The 20,993-nt window shown below is 73.1% G+C and carries 16 protein-coding genes; 8 read left to right on the forward strand and 8 right to left on the reverse strand.

The window, feature by feature from the left end:
- Positions 1 to 57 precede the first annotated feature (57 nt).
- The 3 genes from OO52_RS10765 to OO52_RS10775 form a co-directional block, all read right to left on the reverse strand.
- Complete coding sequence (locus OO52_RS10765; RefSeq protein WP_030653129.1) at positions 58 to 1,815, reverse strand: LCP family protein; 1,758 nt, start codon at positions 1,813 to 1,815, stop codon at positions 58 to 60.
- Positions 1,816 to 2,067: 252 nt separating this feature from the next.
- On the reverse strand, positions 2,068 to 3,246 hold the full coding sequence (locus tag OO52_RS10770; RefSeq protein ID WP_030653125.1) for an LCP family protein: 1,179 nt from the start codon (positions 3,244 to 3,246) through the stop codon (positions 2,068 to 2,070).
- Positions 3,247 to 3,413: 167 nt separating this feature from the next.
- Positions 3,414 to 4,169, reverse strand: coding sequence for a TIGR03089 family protein (locus OO52_RS10775; RefSeq protein ID WP_030653123.1), 756 nt, complete (start codon positions 4,167 to 4,169; stop codon positions 3,414 to 3,416).
- A 129-nt stretch (positions 4,170 to 4,298) separates the two neighbouring features.
- Here OO52_RS10775 and OO52_RS10780 point away from each other — a divergent pair, with 129 nt between their 5' ends.
- On the forward strand, positions 4,299 to 5,729 hold the full coding sequence (locus OO52_RS10780; protein ID WP_030653118.1) for a peptidoglycan recognition protein family protein: 1,431 nt from the start codon (positions 4,299 to 4,301) through the stop codon (positions 5,727 to 5,729).
- A 227-nt stretch (positions 5,730 to 5,956) separates the two neighbouring features.
- On the forward strand, positions 5,957 to 7,039 hold the full coding sequence (locus OO52_RS10785; RefSeq protein WP_030658196.1) for a nucleotidyltransferase family protein: 1,083 nt from the start codon (positions 5,957 to 5,959) through the stop codon (positions 7,037 to 7,039).
- Positions 7,040 to 7,508: 469 nt separating this feature from the next.
- On the opposite strand, the gene OO52_RS10790 is transcribed toward OO52_RS10785, so the two are convergent.
- From OO52_RS10790 to OO52_RS10805, 4 genes are all read right to left on the reverse strand, one after another.
- Complete coding sequence (locus OO52_RS10790; protein ID WP_199819905.1) at positions 7,509 to 8,531, reverse strand: DNA-3-methyladenine glycosylase family protein; 1,023 nt, start codon at positions 8,529 to 8,531, stop codon at positions 7,509 to 7,511.
- Positions 8,532 to 8,645: 114 nt separating this feature from the next.
- On the reverse strand, positions 8,646 to 9,971 hold the full coding sequence (locus tag OO52_RS10795; RefSeq protein ID WP_030658201.1) for a coenzyme F420-0:L-glutamate ligase: 1,326 nt from the start codon (positions 9,969 to 9,971) through the stop codon (positions 8,646 to 8,648).
- Positions 9,968 to 10,927: a 2-phospho-L-lactate transferase gene (gene cofD, locus OO52_RS10800; RefSeq protein ID WP_030658203.1), complete on the reverse strand. Its 960-nt coding sequence runs from the start codon at positions 10,925 to 10,927 to the stop codon at positions 9,968 to 9,970. Before cofD ends, OO52_RS10795 begins: the two co-directional genes overlap by 4 nt.
- Positions 10,928 to 10,961: 34 nt before the next feature.
- On the reverse strand, positions 10,962 to 11,468 hold the full coding sequence (locus OO52_RS10805; RefSeq protein ID WP_030658205.1) for a cysteine dioxygenase: 507 nt from the start codon (positions 11,466 to 11,468) through the stop codon (positions 10,962 to 10,964).
- 689 nt (positions 11,469 to 12,157) lie between these two features.
- On the opposite strand from OO52_RS10805, the gene OO52_RS10815 reads away from it, so the two are divergent.
- From OO52_RS10815 to OO52_RS10825, 3 genes are all read left to right on the forward strand, one after another.
- On the forward strand, positions 12,158 to 12,421 hold the full coding sequence (locus OO52_RS10815; protein ID WP_003975777.1) for a WhiB family transcriptional regulator: 264 nt from the start codon (positions 12,158 to 12,160) through the stop codon (positions 12,419 to 12,421).
- A 199-nt stretch (positions 12,422 to 12,620) separates the two neighbouring features.
- Complete coding sequence (locus OO52_RS10820; RefSeq protein WP_106971966.1) at positions 12,621 to 16,394, forward strand: glycosyltransferase family 2 protein; 3,774 nt, start codon at positions 12,621 to 12,623, stop codon at positions 16,392 to 16,394.
- Positions 16,391 to 17,908: a DUF5719 family protein gene (locus OO52_RS10825; protein ID WP_030658209.1), complete on the forward strand. Its 1,518-nt coding sequence runs from the start codon at positions 16,391 to 16,393 to the stop codon at positions 17,906 to 17,908. The genes OO52_RS10820 and OO52_RS10825 overlap by 4 nt, the downstream gene beginning before the upstream one ends.
- Before the next feature lie 63 nt (positions 17,909 to 17,971).
- On the opposite strand, the gene OO52_RS10830 is transcribed toward OO52_RS10825, so the two are convergent.
- Positions 17,972 to 18,358, reverse strand: coding sequence for a metallopeptidase family protein (locus OO52_RS10830; RefSeq protein WP_030658210.1), 387 nt, complete (start codon positions 18,356 to 18,358; stop codon positions 17,972 to 17,974).
- A 351-nt stretch (positions 18,359 to 18,709) separates the two neighbouring features.
- On the opposite strand from OO52_RS10830, the gene OO52_RS10835 reads away from it, so the two are divergent.
- The 3 genes from OO52_RS10835 to OO52_RS47055 all read left to right on the forward strand — a co-directional run bounded on the left by OO52_RS10835 (position 18,710) and on the right by OO52_RS47055 (position 20,951).
- Positions 18,710 to 19,135 carry a DUF3499 domain-containing protein gene (locus OO52_RS10835; RefSeq protein ID WP_030658212.1) on the forward strand — a complete coding sequence of 142 codons (426 nt, stop codon included), beginning with the start codon at positions 18,710 to 18,712 and terminating at the stop codon, positions 19,133 to 19,135.
- 207 nt (positions 19,136 to 19,342) lie between these two features.
- Positions 19,343 to 20,707: a phosphomannomutase/phosphoglucomutase gene (locus tag OO52_RS10840; RefSeq protein ID WP_030658215.1), complete on the forward strand. Its 1,365-nt coding sequence runs from the start codon at positions 19,343 to 19,345 to the stop codon at positions 20,705 to 20,707.
- 73 nt (positions 20,708 to 20,780) lie between these two features.
- Positions 20,781 to 20,951, forward strand: a complete 171-nt coding sequence (locus OO52_RS47055; protein ID WP_014673093.1) for a Trm112 family protein — start codon at positions 20,781 to 20,783, stop codon at positions 20,949 to 20,951.
- The last annotated feature ends 42 nt before the right edge of the window (positions 20,952 to 20,993 follow it).

The raw sequence follows: 20,993 nt of genomic DNA on the forward strand, positions 1-20,993 counted from the left end.
CCAAGCAACGGGCCCGTCCCGCGTCCGGTTAGACGCTTGACGGGCCCATAGGGTTACCTACGAGGCGCACTTCACCTTGTCTGCCGTGGACTTGTCGACGTCCGGTGCCTTCGTCGGCGCCGTGAGGGAGACCCCCGCTCCCTTGAAGTCCTTGCCCAGGGTCAGCGTCATCGCCGGCAGCCCCTGGGAGTTGGTCACGCTCTCGCCCGGTTTCAGCGCGGCCCCGGACAGGCCCATGATCGCGGCGAGCCGGCGTGCCTGGGCCGCCTGGTCGGGCGCGTACTCCAGCGTGGTCTTGCTCAGTTGGGCGGGCGCGTTGCCCGCGTTCTCCGACTTGGTCACGCCCTCGTCGTTCTGGAGCCAGTTGAGCACCGCCTGGGCGCTGCCGGCCTGGGCCCCGCCGTTGAGGATGCGCACCCGCACCTCGGAGGCGGGCGCCTTGGTGCCCTTGAGCCGGGCGGCCTGCGCGTCCTTCGCCGCCTTCTCCTTCTTCTTCACGTCGGTGAAGGAGACGTCGTTCCTGATGGCGTCGAAGACCGCCGGGGCCTTCGCGTCGTTGAGCACGACCGTGGCGTGCACCTTCTCCGCCGGGTTGTCCACGACCGGCACCGTGGTGAAGGTCAGGTTCTTCGGGTTGAGCTTGCCCAGCTCCAGACCCAGGTCCTTCAGCTTGCCGATGCTCTTGAGCTTGTCGTCGACGGTGAGCGCGTCGGTGGCCGCCTCCGCCAGCTTCACCATCTTCGTCGGGCTGGTGAGCGTGTCGTTGCCCTTCAGCTTGCGCATCAGCGCGCCCAGGAACTGCTGCTGGAGCCCGATCCGGCTCAGGTCACCGCCGAAGCCGACGGAGTGCCGGGTGCGCACGAACGCCAGCGCCTGCTCGCCGGAGATCTTGTGCGTGCCCCTGGACAGCTTCAGGTGCGACTTCGGGTCGTCGATGTCCTTGGCCAGGCACACGTCGACCCCGTCGACCGCCTCGGTCAGCGTCTTGACCGCGTTGAAGTCGGCGACCATGAAGTCGTCCGGCTTGATCCCGGTCAGCTCGGTGACCGTGCGCATGGTGCAGCTCGGCGTACGGTCGTCCTGCCCGAGGCTCGTGTTGAAGCGCACGCCCTGCGAGCCCGGGATGACCTTCTTGGTGCCGTCCTCCTGCTCGGTCGGGCAGTCCGGGACGTCCACGATCAGGTCGCGCGGGATGCTCAGCGCGGTCGCGTTGGAGCGGTCCTTGGAGACGTGCAGCAGGATCGTGGTGTCGGCGTGCCCGACGCTGCCCGAGTCGCCGTAGCCCTCGTTGCCCGCGCCGGTGCGCTTGTCCGTGCCGATCAGCAGGATGTTGATCGCCTCGTCCTTGCGGAAGCCGCCGGTGCTGGCGCCGTCGTCCGACACGGACGTGATGTTGTCGTTCAGGTGCTTGATGTAGAGGTAGCCGGCGGCCGACACGGCGACCAGAACGAAGGCCATGGACCCGCCGGTCCACAGCAGCACCTTCTTCGCCGTCGACTTCTTCTTCACCGGCCGCCGGGAGGCGCGCCTGCCCTGCGGCGCCTCCGGCTCACCGCCCCGGCGCCGGGCCGAGCGCGGCGCCGGCACCTCGGTGCCGCGGGCCCGGGGCGTCTGCCGGGTCTGCCCGGCCGTCTGCCGCGCACGACCGCCTGCCGCGTCACCGCCGTCCCGGGGGGACGGTCTGCGCGGTCCCGGGACCGGCGACTGCGCTGTGGTAGGACCCAGTCGCAGTTCGTATTCGCCGGTGTTCGGATTGAGTACCCACTGGTCTGCGGGGTCGATGTTGTCCGCCCGCCCACGGCCTTGCGCGTCCACGGTTGTCCGAATCCTCCGTCGGGGCCACGCGGCGCCTCTCCCCTCCAAGGCGCTCGGGTCTCGGTGAAACAGTGCACGGCCCCGACAAAGCCCGTCGGACCTCGCGGCCAGGTGCACCGGATCGCTCACACTATCCGCCCAGTTCAGCGTCGAGCGACGCTGGTGACAAATTCGACATGCCTACAACCGGGCAATCCCCCTCATTTTCTGAACGGATTTTCTGAACGACGGTTCACCACCCCGGTGCGCGGCTCACTCACAGGTCTGTTCGGCGGCGGTCCTCCCGCGGAACGTCGGGGCGGGGGAGGGGTCGTCCGCCGCGCCCGAACCTGTGTCCTGCCCGGGAACTTCCTGTGAATTCTCCTGGGTCACCACCACCGGCTGATCGGCCCGCAGCCGGGCGAACAGCCTCTCGGCCTCCGGCTCCACGAGTTGGTCACGGTTGGCGTCGTAGACGTACGACTCCCTGGGCACCGTCAGGAACTGCACGCGTTCGGTGGGGATCTCACGCAGCCCACGCACCAACTGGTACAAACCGCGCAGACTTGCCAGTTCCGGATCGGTGGTCAGCGAGGAGGTCGCCGCGTCCAGCACCGGATACAGCTTCACCGGGTTCAGCAGGACGTCATCGCTCCGCACCTTGCTGACGAGCGCGCCGAGGAACCGCTGCTGCCGCTCCATCCGCTCGGTGTCGCTGCCGTTGCCCAGCGACTTGCGGGCCCGCACGAACCCGAGTGCCTGCTCCCCGTCGAGCGTGACCTTCCCCGCGGGCAGTTTCAGCTTCGCCGCCTTGTCGTCCACGGGCTCCTTGAGGCACACCTCCACGCCGTCGACGGCGTCCACCATCTCCTTGAACCCGCTGAAGTCCAGGACCATGTGGTGATCGATCCGGATCCCGGTCAGCTTCTCGACGGTCCGTATGGTGCACGCCGAACCGCCCACCTGGAAGGCGTGGTTGAACATCGCGAACACCGGATCGCTGCGCCTGCCGTCCTTCTGCCCGCAGCTCGGGATGTCCACCATCAGGTCCCGGGGCAGCGAGACGGCGGTGGCGCTGTGCCGGTCGGCGGCCAGGTGCAGCAGGATCGTCGTGTCCGACCGCTCGGTGCCGACGTCCTTCCCGTACTTGCCGTTGTCGTCCCCGGCGCGCGTGTCGGACCCGATCAGCAGGATGTTCTGCGCGTCCCGCACCAGCGCGGTGGGCCGCTCCCGCTCGAACCGCGCCAGTTCGGCGGCCGCGGCCTCGTCGGCGGTGATGTTGGCACTGAGCCGGGCGTAGACGGCCCACCCGGCACCGGCGGCCACGACGAGGAGTACGGCCGCTCCCAGCGCGGAGTTCCGTCCCCACCGCCGCCGCCGGCGCCGTATCAGCCCGTCCCCGGTCGCGGAGGCCCCCGCGGGACCGACGGGCTCGCCTGCGGTGTCGGTCACGGTGAGGCCATCCCCTCATGGCGTACGAGCGTCACGTCCTGCACTTACGACGATGGCGGGGAGGGGAGGGGGAGGCGCCCTTTGCTACTCCGATCGGGGGACGACGGCCTGAGGGGCGCGGGGAACCGCGCGACGAGCCACGAGGCACCCGCACCGCGCGGGCGGCCTCACCGCCGTACCGCGGTCACCCTCTCGCTCTCCACCCGCTTGGCGAGCGCATCCTCGTCCAGCCGCTCCAGGTTCCGGCACAGCACCACGGACCCCCCGACGGCCAGCGGCGAGAACAACCCCGCGCTCAGCCCCTCCCAGGTGTCGTACGGCAGCCCCGACAGCAACCGGGAGCCGGGACCCGTGAGCCCGAGCGCCCCCGCTTCGGAAGCGGCCCGCTCGACGACCTCGGCCCCGCTGAACTCCCGCCCGGCGACGATGAGCGCCGGCTCCTGCGGGTCCACCGGAGCGAACGGGACGAACCGGTCTCCCTGACCCGGGACTTCCACGGCGTAGTCGACGAACCCGGCCGGAGTCTGCGGGAAGCGTCCGCCCAACGGCCGCAGCGCCAGCGCCACTCGCTCACCGGTGCAGGCGCGCGCCGCGTCGAGCGAGTCCGGCCCGCTCACGACGACGTCGGCCGCCGCCGGGTCCCCGGCGACGTCCGCGACCGCACCCACCGACGAACAGGCCAGCAGCCACACCGCCGTCTGCCAGTGCGCGGGCAGCAGCAGCGCGACCCGGTCGCCGGGCCCGGCGGCCAGGTCGCCCTGGAGGAGGTTGGCGGTCTTGGCCACCCAATTGGCGAAGGTGGCCACGGACAGTTCGACGCGTTCGCCCGTGGCGTCGTCGTAGAAGGTCACCAGCGGGCGGCCGGGATCCGCGGCGAGCGCGGAAGTCAGCAGGTCGGCAGGGGTGCGATCGGTGGCGTTCACCCGGGACAGGGTACGCGCGGGCGAGCGCGCGCGGCGGACGGTGGGGCCACCGGTTCGGCGGAACGTTTGCCGACAGGCCGTCAGTTCATGGATGGACAGATATGTAGTGTTTTGTTCAAGATCAGGTACATGCGTGGATTGCTCACCTCATGTCCTGGCGTCTCCCCGCTCGCCGTCTGTTCGCTCGGCCTCACCCTCGCCACGGCCCTCGCGCTCGCTCCCGCCCCGCCCGCGACCGCCGCACCCGCCACCGCCGCGACCGTCCCGGTCCAGGGCGGCGCGATCCCGGGCAGCACCCGGTCGCTGCCGCTCGCCCCGCTCTCCCGGGAGCGGAACCTCGGCGGGGTCCCGGAGCAGGGGCTGTACCGCGCCGGCGTCGACCGGTTCTCGCTGGTCGGCGTGGTCTGGGACGACCCGGACACCGAACTGCGCGGACGGGTGCGGGTGCGCACCCGGTCCGCCGCGACCGGACAGTGGTCCGGCTGGCAGGACGTCGAGACGCACAACGCCGACCACGGCGCCGACCCGGACACGGCGGAGGGCTCGTCCCGGCGGGTGCGCGGCGCGACGGCGCCGCTGTGGGTGGGGGACTCCGACGGTGTGGAGGTGCGGGTGCGGGCGGCGGGTGCGGGCGGCGGGCACGGCACCGGGCTCCCTTCCGGGAAGCGGGCCGGAAGGCCGGGGGCGTCGCTGCCGCCGGGACTGCGGCTGGAGCTGGTGGACCCCGGGGGCGGGGAGAGCGCGGGGCAGAGCGGGGTGACCGGTGAGGGGCTGCCCGGGAACCCGCCCGGCGACGACCCGCCCCGCACCGCCCTCGACACGGAGGCCGCCCTGGCCGCCTCGGCCGCCAACGCCGACATCACCGCGTTCGGTGCCACCGCGATCCCGGAACTGGACCGGTCGGCCACCGAGCAGGAGCTGACCCGTCTCCAGGGACCGGTGCGGGGGAAGCCGTACATCGGGCCGCGCCCGCGGATCGTCACGCGCCGGGGCTGGGGCGCGGACGAGTCCCTGCGCGAGCGCGGGTTCGTCTACACGAAGAAGATCAAGGCGGCCTTCGTCCACCACACCGCCACGGGCAACGCCTACACCTGCGCCCAGGCCCCCTCCGTCATCCGCGGTATCTACCGCTACCACGTGAAGAGCATGGGCTGGCGGGACATCGGCTACAACTTCCTCGTCGACAAGTGCGGAACCCTCTACGAGGGCCGGGCCGGGGGCGCCGCCAAGGCGGTGCTCGGCGCGCACACCCTCGGGTTCAACACCAACAGCATGGGCATCGCCGTGATCGGCACGTACAGCGCCGCCAAGCCGCCGAGCGCCGCGGTGACGGCCATCGCCCGGCTCACCGCGTGGAAGCTCGGGCTCTATGGGGTCAATCCCAACGGAAAGACATATCTCACGTCGGGCGGTGGCAATCTCTACCCCAAGGGGAAGAACGTACGACTGAACGTGATCTCCGGCCATCGGGACGGGTTCGCCACCGAGTGCCCCGGCAAGCGGCTCTACGCCAAGCTCGGCACGGCCCGCTCCAGCGCGGCGAGCTACCAGGGGCGCTGAGGCCGGGGCCCGCGTGCGTCGCCGTCGGGGGACGGGTGGGGGGCTCGGGGGAGCGGACGGTCCCGGACGGGGGGCCGGGGCGGGGGCGGCCGGGGGAAACCGCACGCCGATCTCGCGGGACACCGCGCGGCCAGCGAAGGCGTCGTCGCACGGTCTGCATACACTGACCGGCCGAAACGAGTGTGACGAGTAGTTCGGCCGGTCCCGGCAGGAAGCAGAGACGACAGGTGACAGAAGCGATCCTCCTGGTCGGCGGCAAAGGCACCCGGCTGCGGCCGCTCACGGTGCACACACCCAAGCCGATGGTCCCGGCCGCCGGGGTGCCGTTCCTCACCCACCAGCTCGCGCGGGCGCGCGCGGCGGGCGTCGAGCACATCGTCCTCGCCACGAGCTATCTGGCCGAGGTCTTCGAGCCGTACTTCGGCGACGGTGCCGCGCTGGGCCTGCACATCGAGTACGTCACGGAGGAGGAGCCGCTCGGCACGGGCGGGGCCATCCGCAACGTCGCCGCCCGTCTGCACTCCGGTCCCGACGACCCGGTGCTGATCTTCAACGGGGACATCCTGACGGGGCTGGACATCACGGCCCTCGTGGACACCCACGAGTCGACGGGCGCGGACGTCTCGCTGCACCTGACGCAGGTGACGGACCCGCGTGCCTACGGCCTCGTGCCCACGGACGAGACCGGCCGCGTCCTGGCCTTCCTGGAGAAGCCGCAGACGCCGGAGGAGATCGTCACCGACCAGATCAACGCGGGGGCGTACGTCTTCCGCCGCTCGGTCATCGACACCATCCCGGCAGGCCGTCCGGTGTCCGTGGAACGCGAGACCTTCCCCGGCCTCCTGGCGGCCGGCGCGCACCTGCAGGGCATGGTCGACTCCACCTACTGGCTGGACCTCGGCACCCCGGCCGCCTTCGTCCGCGGCTCGGCCGACCTGGTCCTGGGCCGGGCCCCGTCCCCCGCGGTCCCCGGCCGCTGCGGCGACCAGCTCGTGCTGCCGACGGCCACGGTGGCGCCCGACGCCAAGCTGACGGGCGGCACGGTGGTGGGCGAGGGCGCCTTCGTGGCGCAGGGCGCGCGGATCTTCGGCTCCACGATCCTGCCGGGCGCCGTCATCGAACCCGGCGCCGTCATCACCGACTCCCTCATCGGCACCCGCGCCCGCGTCGGCGAACGCTCCGTCCTCACCGGGACGGTCATCGGCGACGGCGCGGTCGTGGGCGCCGACAACGAACTCCGCGAGGGCGCGCGGGTGTGGTGCGATGCCCGCATCCCGGCGGGAGCGGTGCGTTTCTCTTCCGACCAGTAGCAGGGCCCCCGGAGCCGCGCCCACCGCCCGGGGGCTCCGCCCTCGGCCCCCACGGCCAGGGTCCGGGCGGGGGACAGCGTCGGCCCGCCACGGTCTCGCCCGCCGGATGCCGTCCGCGGCCCGCAGCGGCTCACCAGCGCGGTTCCCTCGCCCCTGGGGAACCGCGGCACCGTCGGCCGCGCAGTGCCGTTCGCCTCTACGGCCGTGCAACTCGCGTAGGCGGAGCAGTCCAGCCGACACAGCCGCGGGCAGTCGTGCCGTCGGCGCGGTGCCCACCCGGCAGCGGGGGTCGCACCCGTTCAGCTGCGGGCAGTCGTGCCGCTGGGGCGGCACGGGTGGGCGCAGCGGCCACCGCCGGTGCCGGGGAGCGACACCCACCCGGGGCCGGCGGCAGCCCCCGCACCCGGCCGGTGCCGGTGAGCGAGACCGCCGCCCAGCCCGGCGCCGGCCCGGCGCAGCGAACCGCGGGTCACAGCAACCCGATGTCCACCCGCCGCATCTTCGGCTTCCGCCGCGCCGGTACGTGCCCGCTCAGCAGGATCAACCGAGCCGCCCGGTGCCGCTGCCCGGCATACGGCTCGAGCAAGCGCAGCATCTCCGCGTCGTCGGCGTCACGGTCCCCCGCCAGCGCCCACCCCACGATCCCCGGCAGATGCAGGTCCCCGACGGTCACCGCGTCCGCCGCCCCGTGACTGCGCTGCACGACTTCCGCCGACGTCCACGGCCCCACCCCCGGCACGACCTCCAACCGCGCCCGAGCCTCACCCGCCGGCATCCCCACGGCCTGCTCCAGCCGCGCGGCGACCCGCACGGCCCGCAGAATCGTGGACGCCCGCTTGTCGTCGACCCCGGCGCGGTGCCACTCCCAGGACGGAATCAGCGCCCAGGTCCGTGGCGCCGGCATCACCCACATCGGCCGTTCGCCGACCCCCGCGGGGCCCGGCGCCGGCTCCCCGAACCTGCGGACGAGCAGCCGCCACGCCCGGTACGCCTCGTCGGTGGTGACCTTCTGCTCCAGCACGGACGGGATCAGCGACTCCAGCACCAGCCCGGTCCGGGTCAGCCGCAGCCCCGGCCGCCGGTGCCGCGCCAGCGCGACCACCCGGTGCCGCGGCACGAACGCCCCCGGATCGTCACCGGCACCGAGCAGCTCCGGCAACTGTTCCAGCAGCCACGCGGCACCCGGTCCCCACGCCTCGCTGAGCACCTCACCGCCGTAGGCCCGCACCCGCAGCGTGCCCGGCCCGGCGGGCGTACGGCAGGCCCGCCACACGGACCCGTCCGCCGTGGCCCGGAACGTCGGGTCGGCCGGCCCGCGCCGGAGCGGTCCGAGGGTCAGCCCGAGGTCCAGCGGCCCGTCCGGCACCCACCGCCGTACCCGCGCGGGCGCCGACGCCTGCCGTGGTATCCCGGCGGCGGCCCCCGCCGGCACGGCGACATGCCCGCCGCGCACGGTCGTACGCGTGGGCCGCTGGGGGAAACGTCCTGCCACGAAGGAGTCCTTATGGATCTCAGGAGTGCCGTGCCTTGCCGGTGCCGCCTACGAGAGTAGGCGTTCGACGCGCCCAAGGAGCCGCCTCGGGGCGGACCGAGCCCCGCGCCGAGCTCACCGCACCTCCACGAACGCCCCCGCGTCCCGCTCCGGCCGCGGTCTCGGCTCCTGAGCCGGGTGACCGACCGCCACCGCGCCCATCGGATCCCAGTCCGCCGGCAGCCGAAGCACCTCGCGCACCACGTCCCGGCAGAACATCGTGGACGACACCCACGCCGAGCCCAGCCGCTCCCCGGCCAGCGCCACCAGCAGGTTCTGCACGCCCGCGCCCATCGCGACGACGAACATCTCCCGCTCCGCACCGTCCCGCCGGGCGTCGCCGTAGGTGTGCGAGCCGTCCATGACGAGGCACGGCACGACCAGGTACGGCGCGTTGCGCAGGACATCACCGCGCCGGATCCGCTTCGCGATGGACTCCTCGCTCTTGCCGTCCCGGCGCAGGTCCTCGATCCAGGCGTCCCGCATCGCGTCGAGCAGCCGTACCCGCGACTCCTCCGACTCCAGCAGCACGAACCGCCACGGCGTGGTGTGGTGCGGGGCGGGCGCGGTGACGGCGGCGGCCACCGCGCGCCGGACCGCGCCGGGGTCCACCGGCTCGTCGGTGAACGCCCGCACGGTGCGGCGCTGGGTCACGGCCTCCCGCACGGCCTCGGAGGTGCCGAGCCGGAACATGTCGTCCCGCGCGGTACGCACCAGGGCCCGGGCCCCCTCCCCGTGCTCGTCGGCCACGGTGTGGGGCAGTCCGCGCACCACGGCCACGGGCAGGCCCGCCGCCTTGCCCTTGACCAGGTCACCGGCGGCCGCCAGCTCGTCCGCCGTGGCGACGACGGTCGCGCTCAGCGGATTGCCGTACACGTCCGCGCCCCCGCGCAGATCGTCCAGCACGCGCACTCCGGCGGCGCCGATCGCGACATCGGTGAGCCCCGCGCGCCAGGGCCGCCCGAACGTGTCACTGACGACGACGCCGACGTCGACGCCGAGGGCGGCACGCAGGCCGGCCCGGATCGCGCGCGCGGACGCGTCCGGATCCTCGGGCAGCAGCAGCACGGTCCCGGCGGGGGTGTTGGAGGCGTCGACCCCGGCGGCGGCCATGACCAGGCCCTGCCGGTTCTCCACGATGCGCAGCGGGCCGCGCCGGGCCACGACCCGGACCGTCTCGGCGTCGATCGCGGCCTCCCGGTCGTCCGCCCGCACGACCCGGCCCTCGGCCTTGGAGACGATCTTGGAAGTGACGATCAGCACATCGCCGTCGGCCAGACCCGGCTCGGTCGCGGCGATCAGCTTCGCGAGGTCGTCGCCCGGCTGCACCTCGGGGATGCCGGACAGGGCCCAGACCCGGTACCCGGGCCGCCCGGCCCCGGCGGACGCCGTGTCGCTCACGCCCCCCGCACCTCCTCGGCCAGCGCCAGCGCCTCCCGTGCCATCTGCGCGGCCGCGTCCACGTCGGTCATCATCAGCGGTACGGCCCGGCAGCGGATGCCGTCCGCCTCGACCCGCTCGACCGCGCCCGCGTCCACCGTGTCGACCAGCCAGCCGTCCAGCAGCCCGGAGCCGTAGTGCTCGGCGACCGCCGCCGCCGTGGACTCCACCCCGACGGCGGCCAGCACCTTGTCGGCCATGCCGCGCACGGGCGCGTCCCCGACGATCGGGGACAGGCCGACCACGGGCACGCCCGCCTCGGCGATGGCCTCACGGATGCCGGGCACGGCGAGGATCGTGCCGATGGACACGACCGGGTTGGACGGCGGGAAGAGGATCACGTCCGCCTCGGCGATGGCCTCCAGCACGCCGGGGGCCGGCTTGGCCTGCTCGGCGCCGACGGGGACGACCGCCTCGGCCGGGACGGAGGCCCGTAGCCTCACCCAGTACTCCTGGAAGTGGATCGCCTTGCGCTCCCCGTCCAGTTCCACGGCCACGTGCGTCTCGACGCGGTCGTCCGTCATCGGGATCAGTCTCACGCCCGGCTTCCAGCGGTCGCACAGCGCCTCGGTGACCGCGCTCAGCGGATAGCCGGCGCTCAGCATCTGCGTCCGCACGATGTGCGTGGCGAAGTCCCGGTCGCCGAGCCCGAACCAGTCCGGGCCGACGCCGTAGGCCGCCAGTTCCTCTTTGAGGTGGAAGGTCTCGTCCGTCCGCCCCCAGCCCTGCTCCTCGTTGATGCCGCCGCCCAGCGTGTACATCACCGTGTCCAGGTCCGGGCAGACCTTGAGCCCGAAGAGGTGGATGTCGTCGCCGGTGTTGCCGATGACCGTGACGTCCGCTTCCGGCGCGGCCCGCTTCAGACCGCGCAGGAAACGGGCACCGCCGATGCCGCCTGCCAGAACCACAATGCGCATGCGACCAAGTCTCGCAGGCCGGTCCGACAACGCGTCAGGCAGTCACCGGGCGCGCCTCGCCGTGCGCCTCGCAGTGGGGGGAGGTGTGCATGGGCATCTCGGTCAGTCCGGGGTGGTACACGTGCAGGCTGACCGCCGGTTCCAGCGCGTCGTTGACGACCTCGTGGACGTAGCCCGGCGCGAACACCCGCTGCGCCCCCGCCGCCAGCGCGCGCGTGCCGCGCTCGGTGCGCTCGGTGAGGGTGCCCTCCAGGACGGTGAGGACACCGGACGAGCGCCCGTGGTCGTGCCGTCCGCTACCCTGCCCGGGCACCCAGGACAACAGCCACACCTCGTAACCGGGTCCGGTGCGCAGCCGGTGGTACCAGCGGGTGGTGGCGTCGTAGCGGACGAGGTGCGCCCACTGGGCGCGGTCGGCGGCGATCGAGCGGGCCAGGCCCGCGAACTCGGCGACGGTGGCCGGGTGCTCGCGCGGCGGCTGGAGCAGGTGCGGGACTTCGAGGATGTCGCCGGCGATCTGGAGGTCGTTGTCGCTGTTCATCGGGGTTCGGTGGTCCTCGGTGAAGAGTGGGGGGCTGGAGCCGGGATGTGGTGCTGGGTGACGCGTACGGTCCGCCCGGGTCACGGGCGGGCGGGGTGCCCTGGATGAGGGATCACGGAGCGTGGAGACGCGGCCGAGCCGGGATGGGCTCGGGGACAGCCGGAGCGACGTGGCTCAACAGCTGGAACAGCAACAACAGCTACAGCGCGCGCGGGCGGCACCGAGGGACCCGGCGGTGCGGGTCGAGGTGCGTGCCAAGTTCGCGAGCATGCCCACTAGGACATCGGTTCACACCCGCGCTGTCAACTCGACGCCCGGTATGTGGGATGTGTTTCACCTCATCCGGTTCATCTGAAAGGTGAAAGGTTTGCTCGCCGGGGGGTCGGGACACATGGGGCACATCCGAGCGCTCGAGCCTCGCGGAACGGGATCGAACACGGAGGCGTCTTTCTCCGTACAGAGATCTGTACGAGGTGGTGGCCGCCCCGTGGGGCCCGTCTGTGTGTCAAGGTTTATGGCGATTTGAACACTTTCCGCACGGCCTTGGTTCCGCAGAGTGAATAACGGACCCAATAGCAGATCTCGGCTTGACTCGCCCGGAGCAGCACACTTGTAATTTCACTCGTGTCGTTCAGCCGAAATCGGTAACGGCTACGCACGGGGACGCGAAAGACAGACGAGGGGCGCACATGACCGAGCTGGTGCAGCAACTGCTGGTCGACGACGCGGACGAGGAACTCGGCTGGCAGGAGCGCGCGCTGTGCGCCCAGACAGACCCCGAGTCCTTCTTCCCCGAGAAGGGCGGCTCCACCAGAGAGGCCAAGAAGGTCTGCCTCGCCTGCGAGGTCCGCTCCGAGTGCCTCGAATACGCCCTCGCCAACGACGAGCGCTTCGGCATCTGGGGCGGCCTGTCCGAGCGGGAACGCCGCCGCCTGAAGAAGGCCGCCGTGTGACCGTACGGCCGGCCTCCAACGTCGCGAACGGCCCGTCGCCAGTGGGTTATCCACAGGCGGCGGGCCGTCGTCATGGCCAGCCGATAGTGTGGTCGCTCGTCCGAGACGCCCCGCTGTCCCCTCGACGCACTCGATCCGCTCGACGCACGGGGAGGCACAGGCGTCCACCGCAGTCCATCGAACCGGGGCCCGTACCTCGATGTCCGTGCACAGCCATACGGCAGCCCGAAGCGGCACCGCCACAGCAGCGTTCGACCCAGCCCGCCCGCCCGAGTTTCCGCGTCATGTGGTGACCGCGGTCCTCGTCTCGCACGACGGCGCCCGCTGGCTGCCCGACGCGCTCACCGGGCTGCTCGGCCAGGAGCGCCCCGTCCAGTACGCGGTGGCCGCCGACACCGGCAGCGCGGACGACTCCGCCCAGCTGCTCACCGACGCCCTCGGCGACGCCAACGTGCTGCACCTGGCCCGTCGTACCGGCTTCGGCCAGGCCGTCGAGGAGGCGAGCCGCACCGCGCCCGTCCTCACCCCGGACGACCTGCCGTACCTCAAGCGCCCCAGCGGCTGGGACCCCGTCACGCGCACCTGGCGCGACGACGCCTACGACCTGCCCGAACTGCCGCACGGCGAGCCCATCCAGTGGTTGTGGCTGCTGCACGACGACTGCGCCCCCGAACCCGACGCCCTCGCCCAGCTGTTGCGGGTCGTCGAGAACGAACTGGAACTCGGCCGCGACGACGTCGCGGTCGTCGGCCCCAAGCTGCGCGGCTGGTACGACCGCCGCCAGTTGCTGGAGGTCGGCGTCTCCATCGCCAACTCCGGCCGCCGCTGGACCGGCCTGGACCGCCGCGAACAGGACCAGGGGCAGCACGACCACGTCCGCACCGTGCTGTCCGTCTCCACCGCCGGCATGCTCGTCCGCCGCGACGTCTTCGAACAGCTCGGCGGCTTCGACCGCCGGCTGCCCCTCATGCGCGACGACGTCGACCTGTGCTGGCGCGCCCACACGGCCGGCCACCGCGTGCTGGTCGCCCCCGACGCCGTCGTCCGGCACGCCGAGGCCGCCTCCCGCGAACGCCGCACGGTCGACTGCGCGGGCCGCACCACCGCCTCCCCGCACAAGGTCGACAAGGCGGGCGCCGTCTACACCCTCCTCGTCAACACCCGTACGGCCGCGCTGCCCTGGGTCCTGCTTCGGCTCGTCCTCGGCACCGTCCTGCGCACCCTCGCCTACCTCGTCGGCAAGGTCCCCGGCCAGGCCCTCGACGAGATCCGCGGCCTGCTGAGCACCCTGCTGCGGCCCGAGCGGATCATCGCCACCCGGCGCCGCCGCGGCCCCGCCCGGATCGACAAGGGCGAGCTGCGCCAGCTCTTCCCGCCGCCCGGCGCCACCATCCGGGCCACGGTGGAGCAGATCGCGGGCAACTTCACCAGCGGCACCGACAGCGACACCGCCTCGGCCGGCCGGCACGGCGGCGCCGTGGAGTCCGGGCCCGGCGGTGACGACGCCGAGTTCCTGGAGGTCGAGCAGTTCGCCCGGCTCAAGCGGATCGCCCGCAGACCCGGCCCGGTGCTCTTCCTCGCGCTGCTGCTCATCTCCCTCGTGGCCTGCCGCGCCCTGCTCGCCGGCGGTGCCCTCGCCGGCGGCGCCCTGCTGCCCGCCCCGGCCGGCGCCGGCGACCTGTGGTCCCGCTACCTGGACGCCTGGCATCCGGTCGGCGCCGGGGGCGACCCGTCCGCACCGCCCTACCTGGCGATCGTCGCGACCCTCGCCTCGATCCTGTTCGGCTCCACCGGACTCACCGTCACCGTCCTGCTCGTCTGCTCGGTACCGCTCGCCGGATTCACCGCCTACTTCGCCTCCCGGCCCCTGGTCACCTCCCGGCTGCTGCGCGCCTGGGCGGCGATCGGCTACGCCTTCCTGCCCGCCACCACCGGCGCCCTGGCCGGCGGCCGCATCGGCACCGCCGTCCTCGCCGTACTGCTGCCGCTCATCGCCCGCGCGGGCATCGCCGCCAGCGGCCTGGCAAGCCGCACCGGCGCGCGCGGAAGCTGGCGCGCCACCTGGGCGTACGCGCTCCTGCTGACCGTCACCACCGCCTTCACGCCGATCGTCTGGCCCATCGCCCTGCTGCTCGGCCTCGGCGTACTGGGCTTGCGCCGCGGCGACCTCGTCGCCCACGGCCTGCGCTTCCTCGCCCAGCTCGGCACCCCGCTGCTGCTCCTCGCCCCCTGGTCGCTGACCCTCCTGCCGACCGGCTTCTTCCGGGAGGCCGGCCTGGAGTACGGCCCCTCGGCCGCCTCCGCGCTCGACCTGCTCGGCGCCGCGCCCGGCGGCCCCGGCACCGTGCACGGCCTGATGCTCATCGGCATCGTGCTCGCGGCGCTCGCCGCACTGCTGCGCTCCGAGCGGCAGCTCGGCGTCCGCACCGCCTGGGCCGTCGCCCTGCTCGGCCTCGTCTTCGCGGTCCTGTCCAACAAGTCCGCCTGGGCCGGACCGGCCACCCTCGTCTACGGCATCGCCCTGCTGGCCGCCGCGGCCCTGGGCGCCGACGGCGCACGTGCGCGCGTGGCCGAGCAGAGCTTCGGTTGGCGCCAGCCCGTCGCCGCCCTGATCGCCTTCGCCTCAGCCGCCGGCCCGCTGCTCGTCGCCGCCGGCTGGATGATCCGCGGCGCCGACGGCCCGCTGGAGCGCCGCGACCCCGCCCAGGTGCCCGCGTTCGTCGCCGAGGACTCCAGCGGCGGCGACCAGGCCCGCACCCTGATCCTCGACAGCGACTCCACCGCGCGCGTGCGCTACACCCTGGTCCGCGGCTCCGGCGCCCGCATGGGCGACGCCGAACTCGCCGCCGCCGAAGGCGAAAACGCCCGCCTGGACAAGACCGTCGCCAACCTCGTCGCCGGCTCCGGCGCCGACCAGGCCGACGAACTCGGCGGCTTCGCCGTGCGCTACGTCCTCGTCCACAAGGGCGCCCCCCGCGACATCACCCGCGTCCTCGACGCCACGCCCGGCCTGAGCCGGCTCAGCCAGCAGAACGGCAGCGCCCTGTGGCGCGTCGACCAAGGGGTCGGCCGCGCGGCCATCGTGCCCGCCTCCGGCTCGGGCAAGGCCCAGTCGGTCACGGCGGGGCCGGTGGAGGTCCACACGACGATCCCGCCCGGCTCCGGCAGCCGCGTCCTGCGCCTCGCCGACAGCGCCGCCGACGGCTGGACGGCCACCCTCGACGGCAAGCCGCTCACCAGGACCACGGTCGACGGCTGGGCCCAGGGCTTCCAACTCCCCTCCACCGGCGGCAGGCTGGACGTCACCTACGACACCCCGATCGGCCACACGGCCTGGCTCTGGGCACAGGGCGCGCTCGCCCTCGTCCTGGTCGTCCTCGCCCTGCCCGGCCGCCGCCGCGACGTCGACGACGACCTGCCCGAGGAGCAGCCCCTGCCCGCGCAGGCCACCGCCGGCGAGGGCCGCCGCGCCCGCCGCCTGCGCGCCCAGGCGGAGGAGTCCGCCGCCGAGGAGCAGCCCGGCACGCCTGCGCAGCCCGAGCAGCCCCCGGCCGCCGTACCGCACCAGCAGTCGTACGACGTGGGGGTCCCCCCGGTCGAGCGAAGCCGAGACTGGGGGAGGGACCCGGGCACGTACGGGAACGCCGGGAACGCCGGGTACAGCGGTTACGACACGGACCCGTACCAGCCCGCGACCGGCTACGACCAGCAGCAGTACCAGCAGCCCGACCCCTACGAGACGGCCCCGTACGACCCGTACGGCTACCACGGCACCGCCGACCAGATGCCGTACGACCCGGCGGCCTACCAGCAGGGCTACGACCCGGCGTACGACGCCTCCCAGCGGGGCTACGACCCCTCCCAGCAGGGTTACGACCCCCAGCAGGGCTATGACCCGGCTCAGCAGGGTTACGACCCGGCCCAGCACCCCCACGGCACCGGCAGCCAGCGCCCCGACGGGAGCCAGCAGTGAACCGCACCACCCTGTCCCTGATCGCCGGCACGGCCGCGCTGGCCGCCGTCACCGCGTTCGCCGCGCTCGACTCGCCGTCCGCGTCCGGCGCCGCCGCCCCCCAGGCGGCTGCCCGGCTGCCCGTGGAGCGCACCAGCCTGCTGTGCCCGGCGCCGAGCATGTCGGACATCGCCGACACGGCCTACACGTCGTTCACGCCCGTCACCAAGGGCACCGGGAGCGACGGAAAGGCCCAACTCCAGGCGGCCGGCGGGCAGTCGGCCGACGGCACGGACGGCAGCCCGAAGAGCAAGGGCGGCAAGGGCGCCGACAAGAAGGCCGACGAGCCGGTGCTCACCCCCAAGGCGCCGGGCACGCCGGCCACCGGGGAGACCTCCGGCGCCGAGGCGCCCGCGCTCATCGGCACCGCGGACGGCAGGTTCGCGCCCGGCTGGACCGTCCAGGAGACCACCGAGGTCGCCGCCGGCACGGGCCGGGGCCTCCTGGGCGTCAACTGCACCGGCGCGGACACCGAGTTCTGGTTCCCGGGCGCCAGCACGGCCACCGGCCGCACCGACTACGTCCACCTGACCAACCCCGACGACTCGGCCGCCGTGGTCGACATCGAGCTGTACGGCAAGGACGGCGCGATCAAGTCCCCGCTGGGCGAGAACCTCACCGTCAAGCCGCACGCGAGCGAGCCCATCCTGCTCTCCACGCTCACCGACGAGCGGCAGGCCGACCTGACCGTGCACGTCAGCGTGCGCAGCGGCCGGGTCGGCGCGGCCGTGCAGGCCCTGGACGACAAGGTGGGCGGCGACTGGCTGGCCGCCGCCGCCGACCCCGCCGGCAGCCAGGTCCTGCCGGGCATCCCGAAGGACGCCACCGACGTCCGCCTGATCGCCTTCGCCCCCGGTGACGACGACGCCGACCTGAAGATCCGCCTGGCCTCGCCCGACGGCCTGATCACCCCCGCCGGGAACGAGAGCCTGCACGTCAAGTCCGGCATGTCCACGGCGGTCGACCTCGGCGACGTCACGCGTGGCGAGGCCGGCTCGCTGGTCCTCACGCCCACCGACCAGACGGTTCCGGTCGTCGCGGCGCTCCAGGTGGTGCGCGGCAAGGGAGACAGGAAGGAGACGGCGTTCATCCCGGCCACGGCCGCCGTCGGCACGCGCGCGACCTCGGCCGACAACAGCGCGAAGGGCACGACGCTCGCCCTGACGGCCCCCACCGGCACGGCCACGGTCAAGGTGACGGCGTCGGCGGGCAGCGAGGGCGGGGCCCCGGTGACCAAGACGTACACGATCAAGTCCGGCACCACCCAGAACGTCGACGTCCCCGCCCCGGCGGGCCTGAAGGGCACGTACGCCCTCACGGTCGAACCCGTCTCCGGGGCCCCCGTCTACGGCTCCCGCACGCTCGCGGCCACCGAGGGGGGCGTCCCCGCCTTCACCGTCCAGACCCTCCCGAACGACCACGGAATGGTGTCGGTACCGAGAACGGAGCAGGACTTGTCGGTCCTGCAGAAGTGAGGGGTGCGGCTTGGCAGGCCGCCCCCCGCCCAGCACGGGACGCCGGGCACCGGCAAAGGTGCCCTAGTCCTCCCCGTACCGGGGGTCCACGGTCTCCGGCGTCAGCCCCAGCAACTCGGCCACCTGCTCCACGACCACCTCGTGCACCAGCGCGGCCCGCTCGTCCCGCCCCTTGGTCCGGATCTCCACGGGCCGCCGGTACACGACCACCCGAGCCCGCCGTCCGTCCCGCGCGGGACTGACCCCACCGAGCGGAACGGTGTCGTCCGCCCACGCCACCTGATCTCCGCGCCCCTCCAACCGGGGCACCTCCAGCACCAGGAAGTCGATGTCGGCCAGCTGCGGCCACCGCCGCTCGAGGCGTTCCACGGAGTCCTGCACCAGGTCCGCGAACACCTCGGCACGGCTGGCCGCCAGCGGCACCTGCGGCGGCGCGATCGGCCCTCGCATGCCCCGCCCGTGGCGATCACGGCGACGGGGCCCGGGGCCGGCGGCACGGGGCGGTACACGGTTGTCCATCACTGGTGAAGGGTAGTCCCCGCGCCCTCCGCACGTCCGGCTCCGCGCGGCAACCGGCCCCTGCCCCCGCATGTCGCAGGATGACCATTTCAGCCAAGGTCTGGCTCGTTTCCGTAACTCTCCGAGACCGCCGAACTCAAGGCAATTGACGGTGTTTGTGCCGACTCCTGACCGGACGCGGTCCCGCCCGGCACTCACCGCAGATGCGTCCATGCAGGTCAACGAAGTCCGCTCGAAGGGGTGTGTGGGGCGTTTCACAACACGACACGGTGGAGTGACCTGGTGGAGAGTCGTCGCGGCCCGCTCAAGAGTGCGGTACCGTCCAACGTCGTGAGCCCTGTACGTCGCTGTTCGCGCACCGCCTGCGGCCGACCCGCCGTCGCGACGCTGACGTACGTCTACGCCGACTCGACCGCGGTCCTCGGCCCGCTCGCCACCTACGCCGAACCCCACTGCTACGACCTGTGCGCCGAGCACTCCGAGCGCCTCACCGCCCCGCGCGGCTGGGAGGTCGTACGACTCCTCGACGGATCCGCGCCCGCGCGGCCCAGCGGAGACGATCTGGAAGCGCTCGCCAACGCCGTGCGCGAGGCGGCCCGTCCGCAGGAGCGCGCGGCGGAGGCCGGCGGTGGCGGATCCCGCGCCGCCGACCCCATGGAGGTCGCCCGCCGCGGCCATCTGAGGGTCCTGCGCTCCCCTGACAACTGAGCGCGACAACCGGCGAGCACCACCCCGGGGCCGCCTGTGCGCCACGACGGAACGCCACCCCACGCCACCCCCGGCCCGCGTGACGGTCCGGCCCGTCCGGGCGTTACGGAAGGGGGTCCACCGCGCGTCCGACTGGTGTCCGCGCACGGCGCCCGAACGCCCGGCGGGTAGTTTGTGGGCACCCATAGGACTTCAGGAGGGTTGGCCGTGACTGCTGATCTGTCGCAGATCGTGAAGGCGTACGACGTGCGCGGAGTGGTCCCGGACCAGTGGGACGAGGCACTGGCCGGACTCTTCGGCGCCGCCTTCGCGGAGGTGACGGAAGCGGCGGCCATCGTCGTCGGCCACGACATGCGGCCCTCGTCCCCCGGCCTCTCCCGCGCCTTCGCGCGCGGCGCGGCGGACCGCGGCGCGGACGTCACCGAGATCGGCCTGTGCTCCACGGACCAGCTCTACTACGCCTCCGGCGCGCTGAACCTGCCGGGCGCGATGTTCACGGCCTCCCACAACCCGGCCCAGTACAACGGCATCAAGCTGTGCCGCGCGGGCGCCGCCCCCGTCGGCCAGGACACGGGCCTCACGCAGATCCGCGAACTGGTCGAGCGCTGGCTGGCGGAGGGCGCCCCGGAGCCCGTGGACCGGCCGGGAACCCTCTCTGCGCGCGAGACGTTGGAGGACTACGCGGCGCACCTCCGCTCCCTGGTCGACCTCACGTCCATCCGCCCCCTGAAGGTCGTGGTCGACGCCGGCAACGGCATGGGCGGCCACACGGTCCCCCCGGTCTTCGCCGGCCTGCCCCTGACCCTCGTCCCGATGTACTTCGAACTGGACGGCACCTTCCCGAACCACGAGGCCAACCCGCTCGACCCGGCCAACCTCGTGGACCTTCAGAAGCGGGTCCCGGTGGAGGGCGCCGACCTCGGCATCGCCTTCGACGGCGACGCCGACCGCTGCTTCGTCGTGGACGAGCACGGAGACCCGGTCTCCCCGTCCGCGATCACCGCGCTGGTCGCCGCCCGGGAACTGGCCCGCAACGGCGGCAAGGGCACGGTCATCCACAACCTGATCACGTCCCGCACGGTCCCGGAGGTGGTGAAGGAGAACGGCGGCACCCCCGTGCGCACCCGCGTCGGCCACTCCTTCATCAAGGCGGAGATGGCCCGCAGCGGCGCGATCTTCGGCGGCGAGCACTCCGCCCACTACTACTTCAAGGACTTCTGGAACGCCGACACGGGCATGCTGGCCGCCCTGCACGTCCTCGCCGCCCTCGGCGGCCAGGAGGGCCCGCTGTCCGCCCTGGTCGCCCAGTACGACCGCTACACCGGCTCCGGCGAGATCAACTCCACCGTCGCCGACCAGGCCGCCCGCCTCGCCGCGATCCGCACCGCGTACGAGGGCCGCGCCGACGTCACCCTCGACGACCTCGACGGCCTCACGGTCGCCGCGGCCGACTGGTGGTTCAACGTCCGCCCGTCCAACACGGAGCCGCTCCTGCGCCTGAACGCCGAGGCGAAGGACGAGGCCACGATGACGAAGGTCCGCGACGAGGCACTGGCGATCATCAGGGGCTGAGCGGTCTGCCCATGAGCGGTACGCTGACCAGGCATATGCACAGACACCCGTACGCCCTCTGAAGGGACAGCCCATGCCGCTCGAAGCCGGCCTCCTGGAGATCCTCGCCTGCCCGGCCTGCCATGCCCCGCTGAAGGAGCAGGACACCGAGCTGATCTGCACGGGCCAGGACTGCGGCCTCGCCTACCCGGTCCGCGACGGCATCCCGGTCCTGTTGGTCGACGAGGCCCGCCGCCCCGAGTGACGAGGCCCGTCACCTCGTAGCACCCCAGGATCCCGGCCATCG

This window comes from Streptomyces flaveolus (genome assembly GCF_000716535.1).
Lineage (GTDB): Bacteria > Actinomycetota > Actinomycetes > Streptomycetales > Streptomycetaceae > Streptomyces > Streptomyces flaveolus_A.

Bases quoted from the DNA above. Each gene is read 5' to 3' on its own strand.
- OO52_RS10780 (WP_030653118.1), top strand. From the start codon at position 4,299: ATGCGTGGATTGCTCACCTCATGTCCTGGCGTCTCCCCGCTCGCCGTC.
- cofD (WP_030658203.1), bottom strand. From the start codon at position 10,927: ATGCGCATTGTGGTTCTGGCAGGCGGCATCGGCGGTGCCCGTTTCCTG.
- OO52_RS10805 (WP_030658205.1), bottom strand. From the start codon at position 11,468: ATGAACAGCGACAACGACCTCCAGATCGCCGGCGACATCCTCGAAGTC.
- OO52_RS10815 (WP_003975777.1), top strand. From the start codon at position 12,158: ATGACCGAGCTGGTGCAGCAACTGCTGGTCGACGACGCGGACGAGGAA.
- OO52_RS10820 (WP_106971966.1), top strand. From the start codon at position 12,621: ATGTCCGTGCACAGCCATACGGCAGCCCGAAGCGGCACCGCCACAGCA.
- OO52_RS10830 (WP_030658210.1), bottom strand. From the start codon at position 18,358: ATGCGAGGGCCGATCGCGCCGCCGCAGGTGCCGCTGGCGGCCAGCCGT.
- OO52_RS47055 (WP_014673093.1), top strand. From the start codon at position 20,781: ATGCCGCTCGAAGCCGGCCTCCTGGAGATCCTCGCCTGCCCGGCCTGC.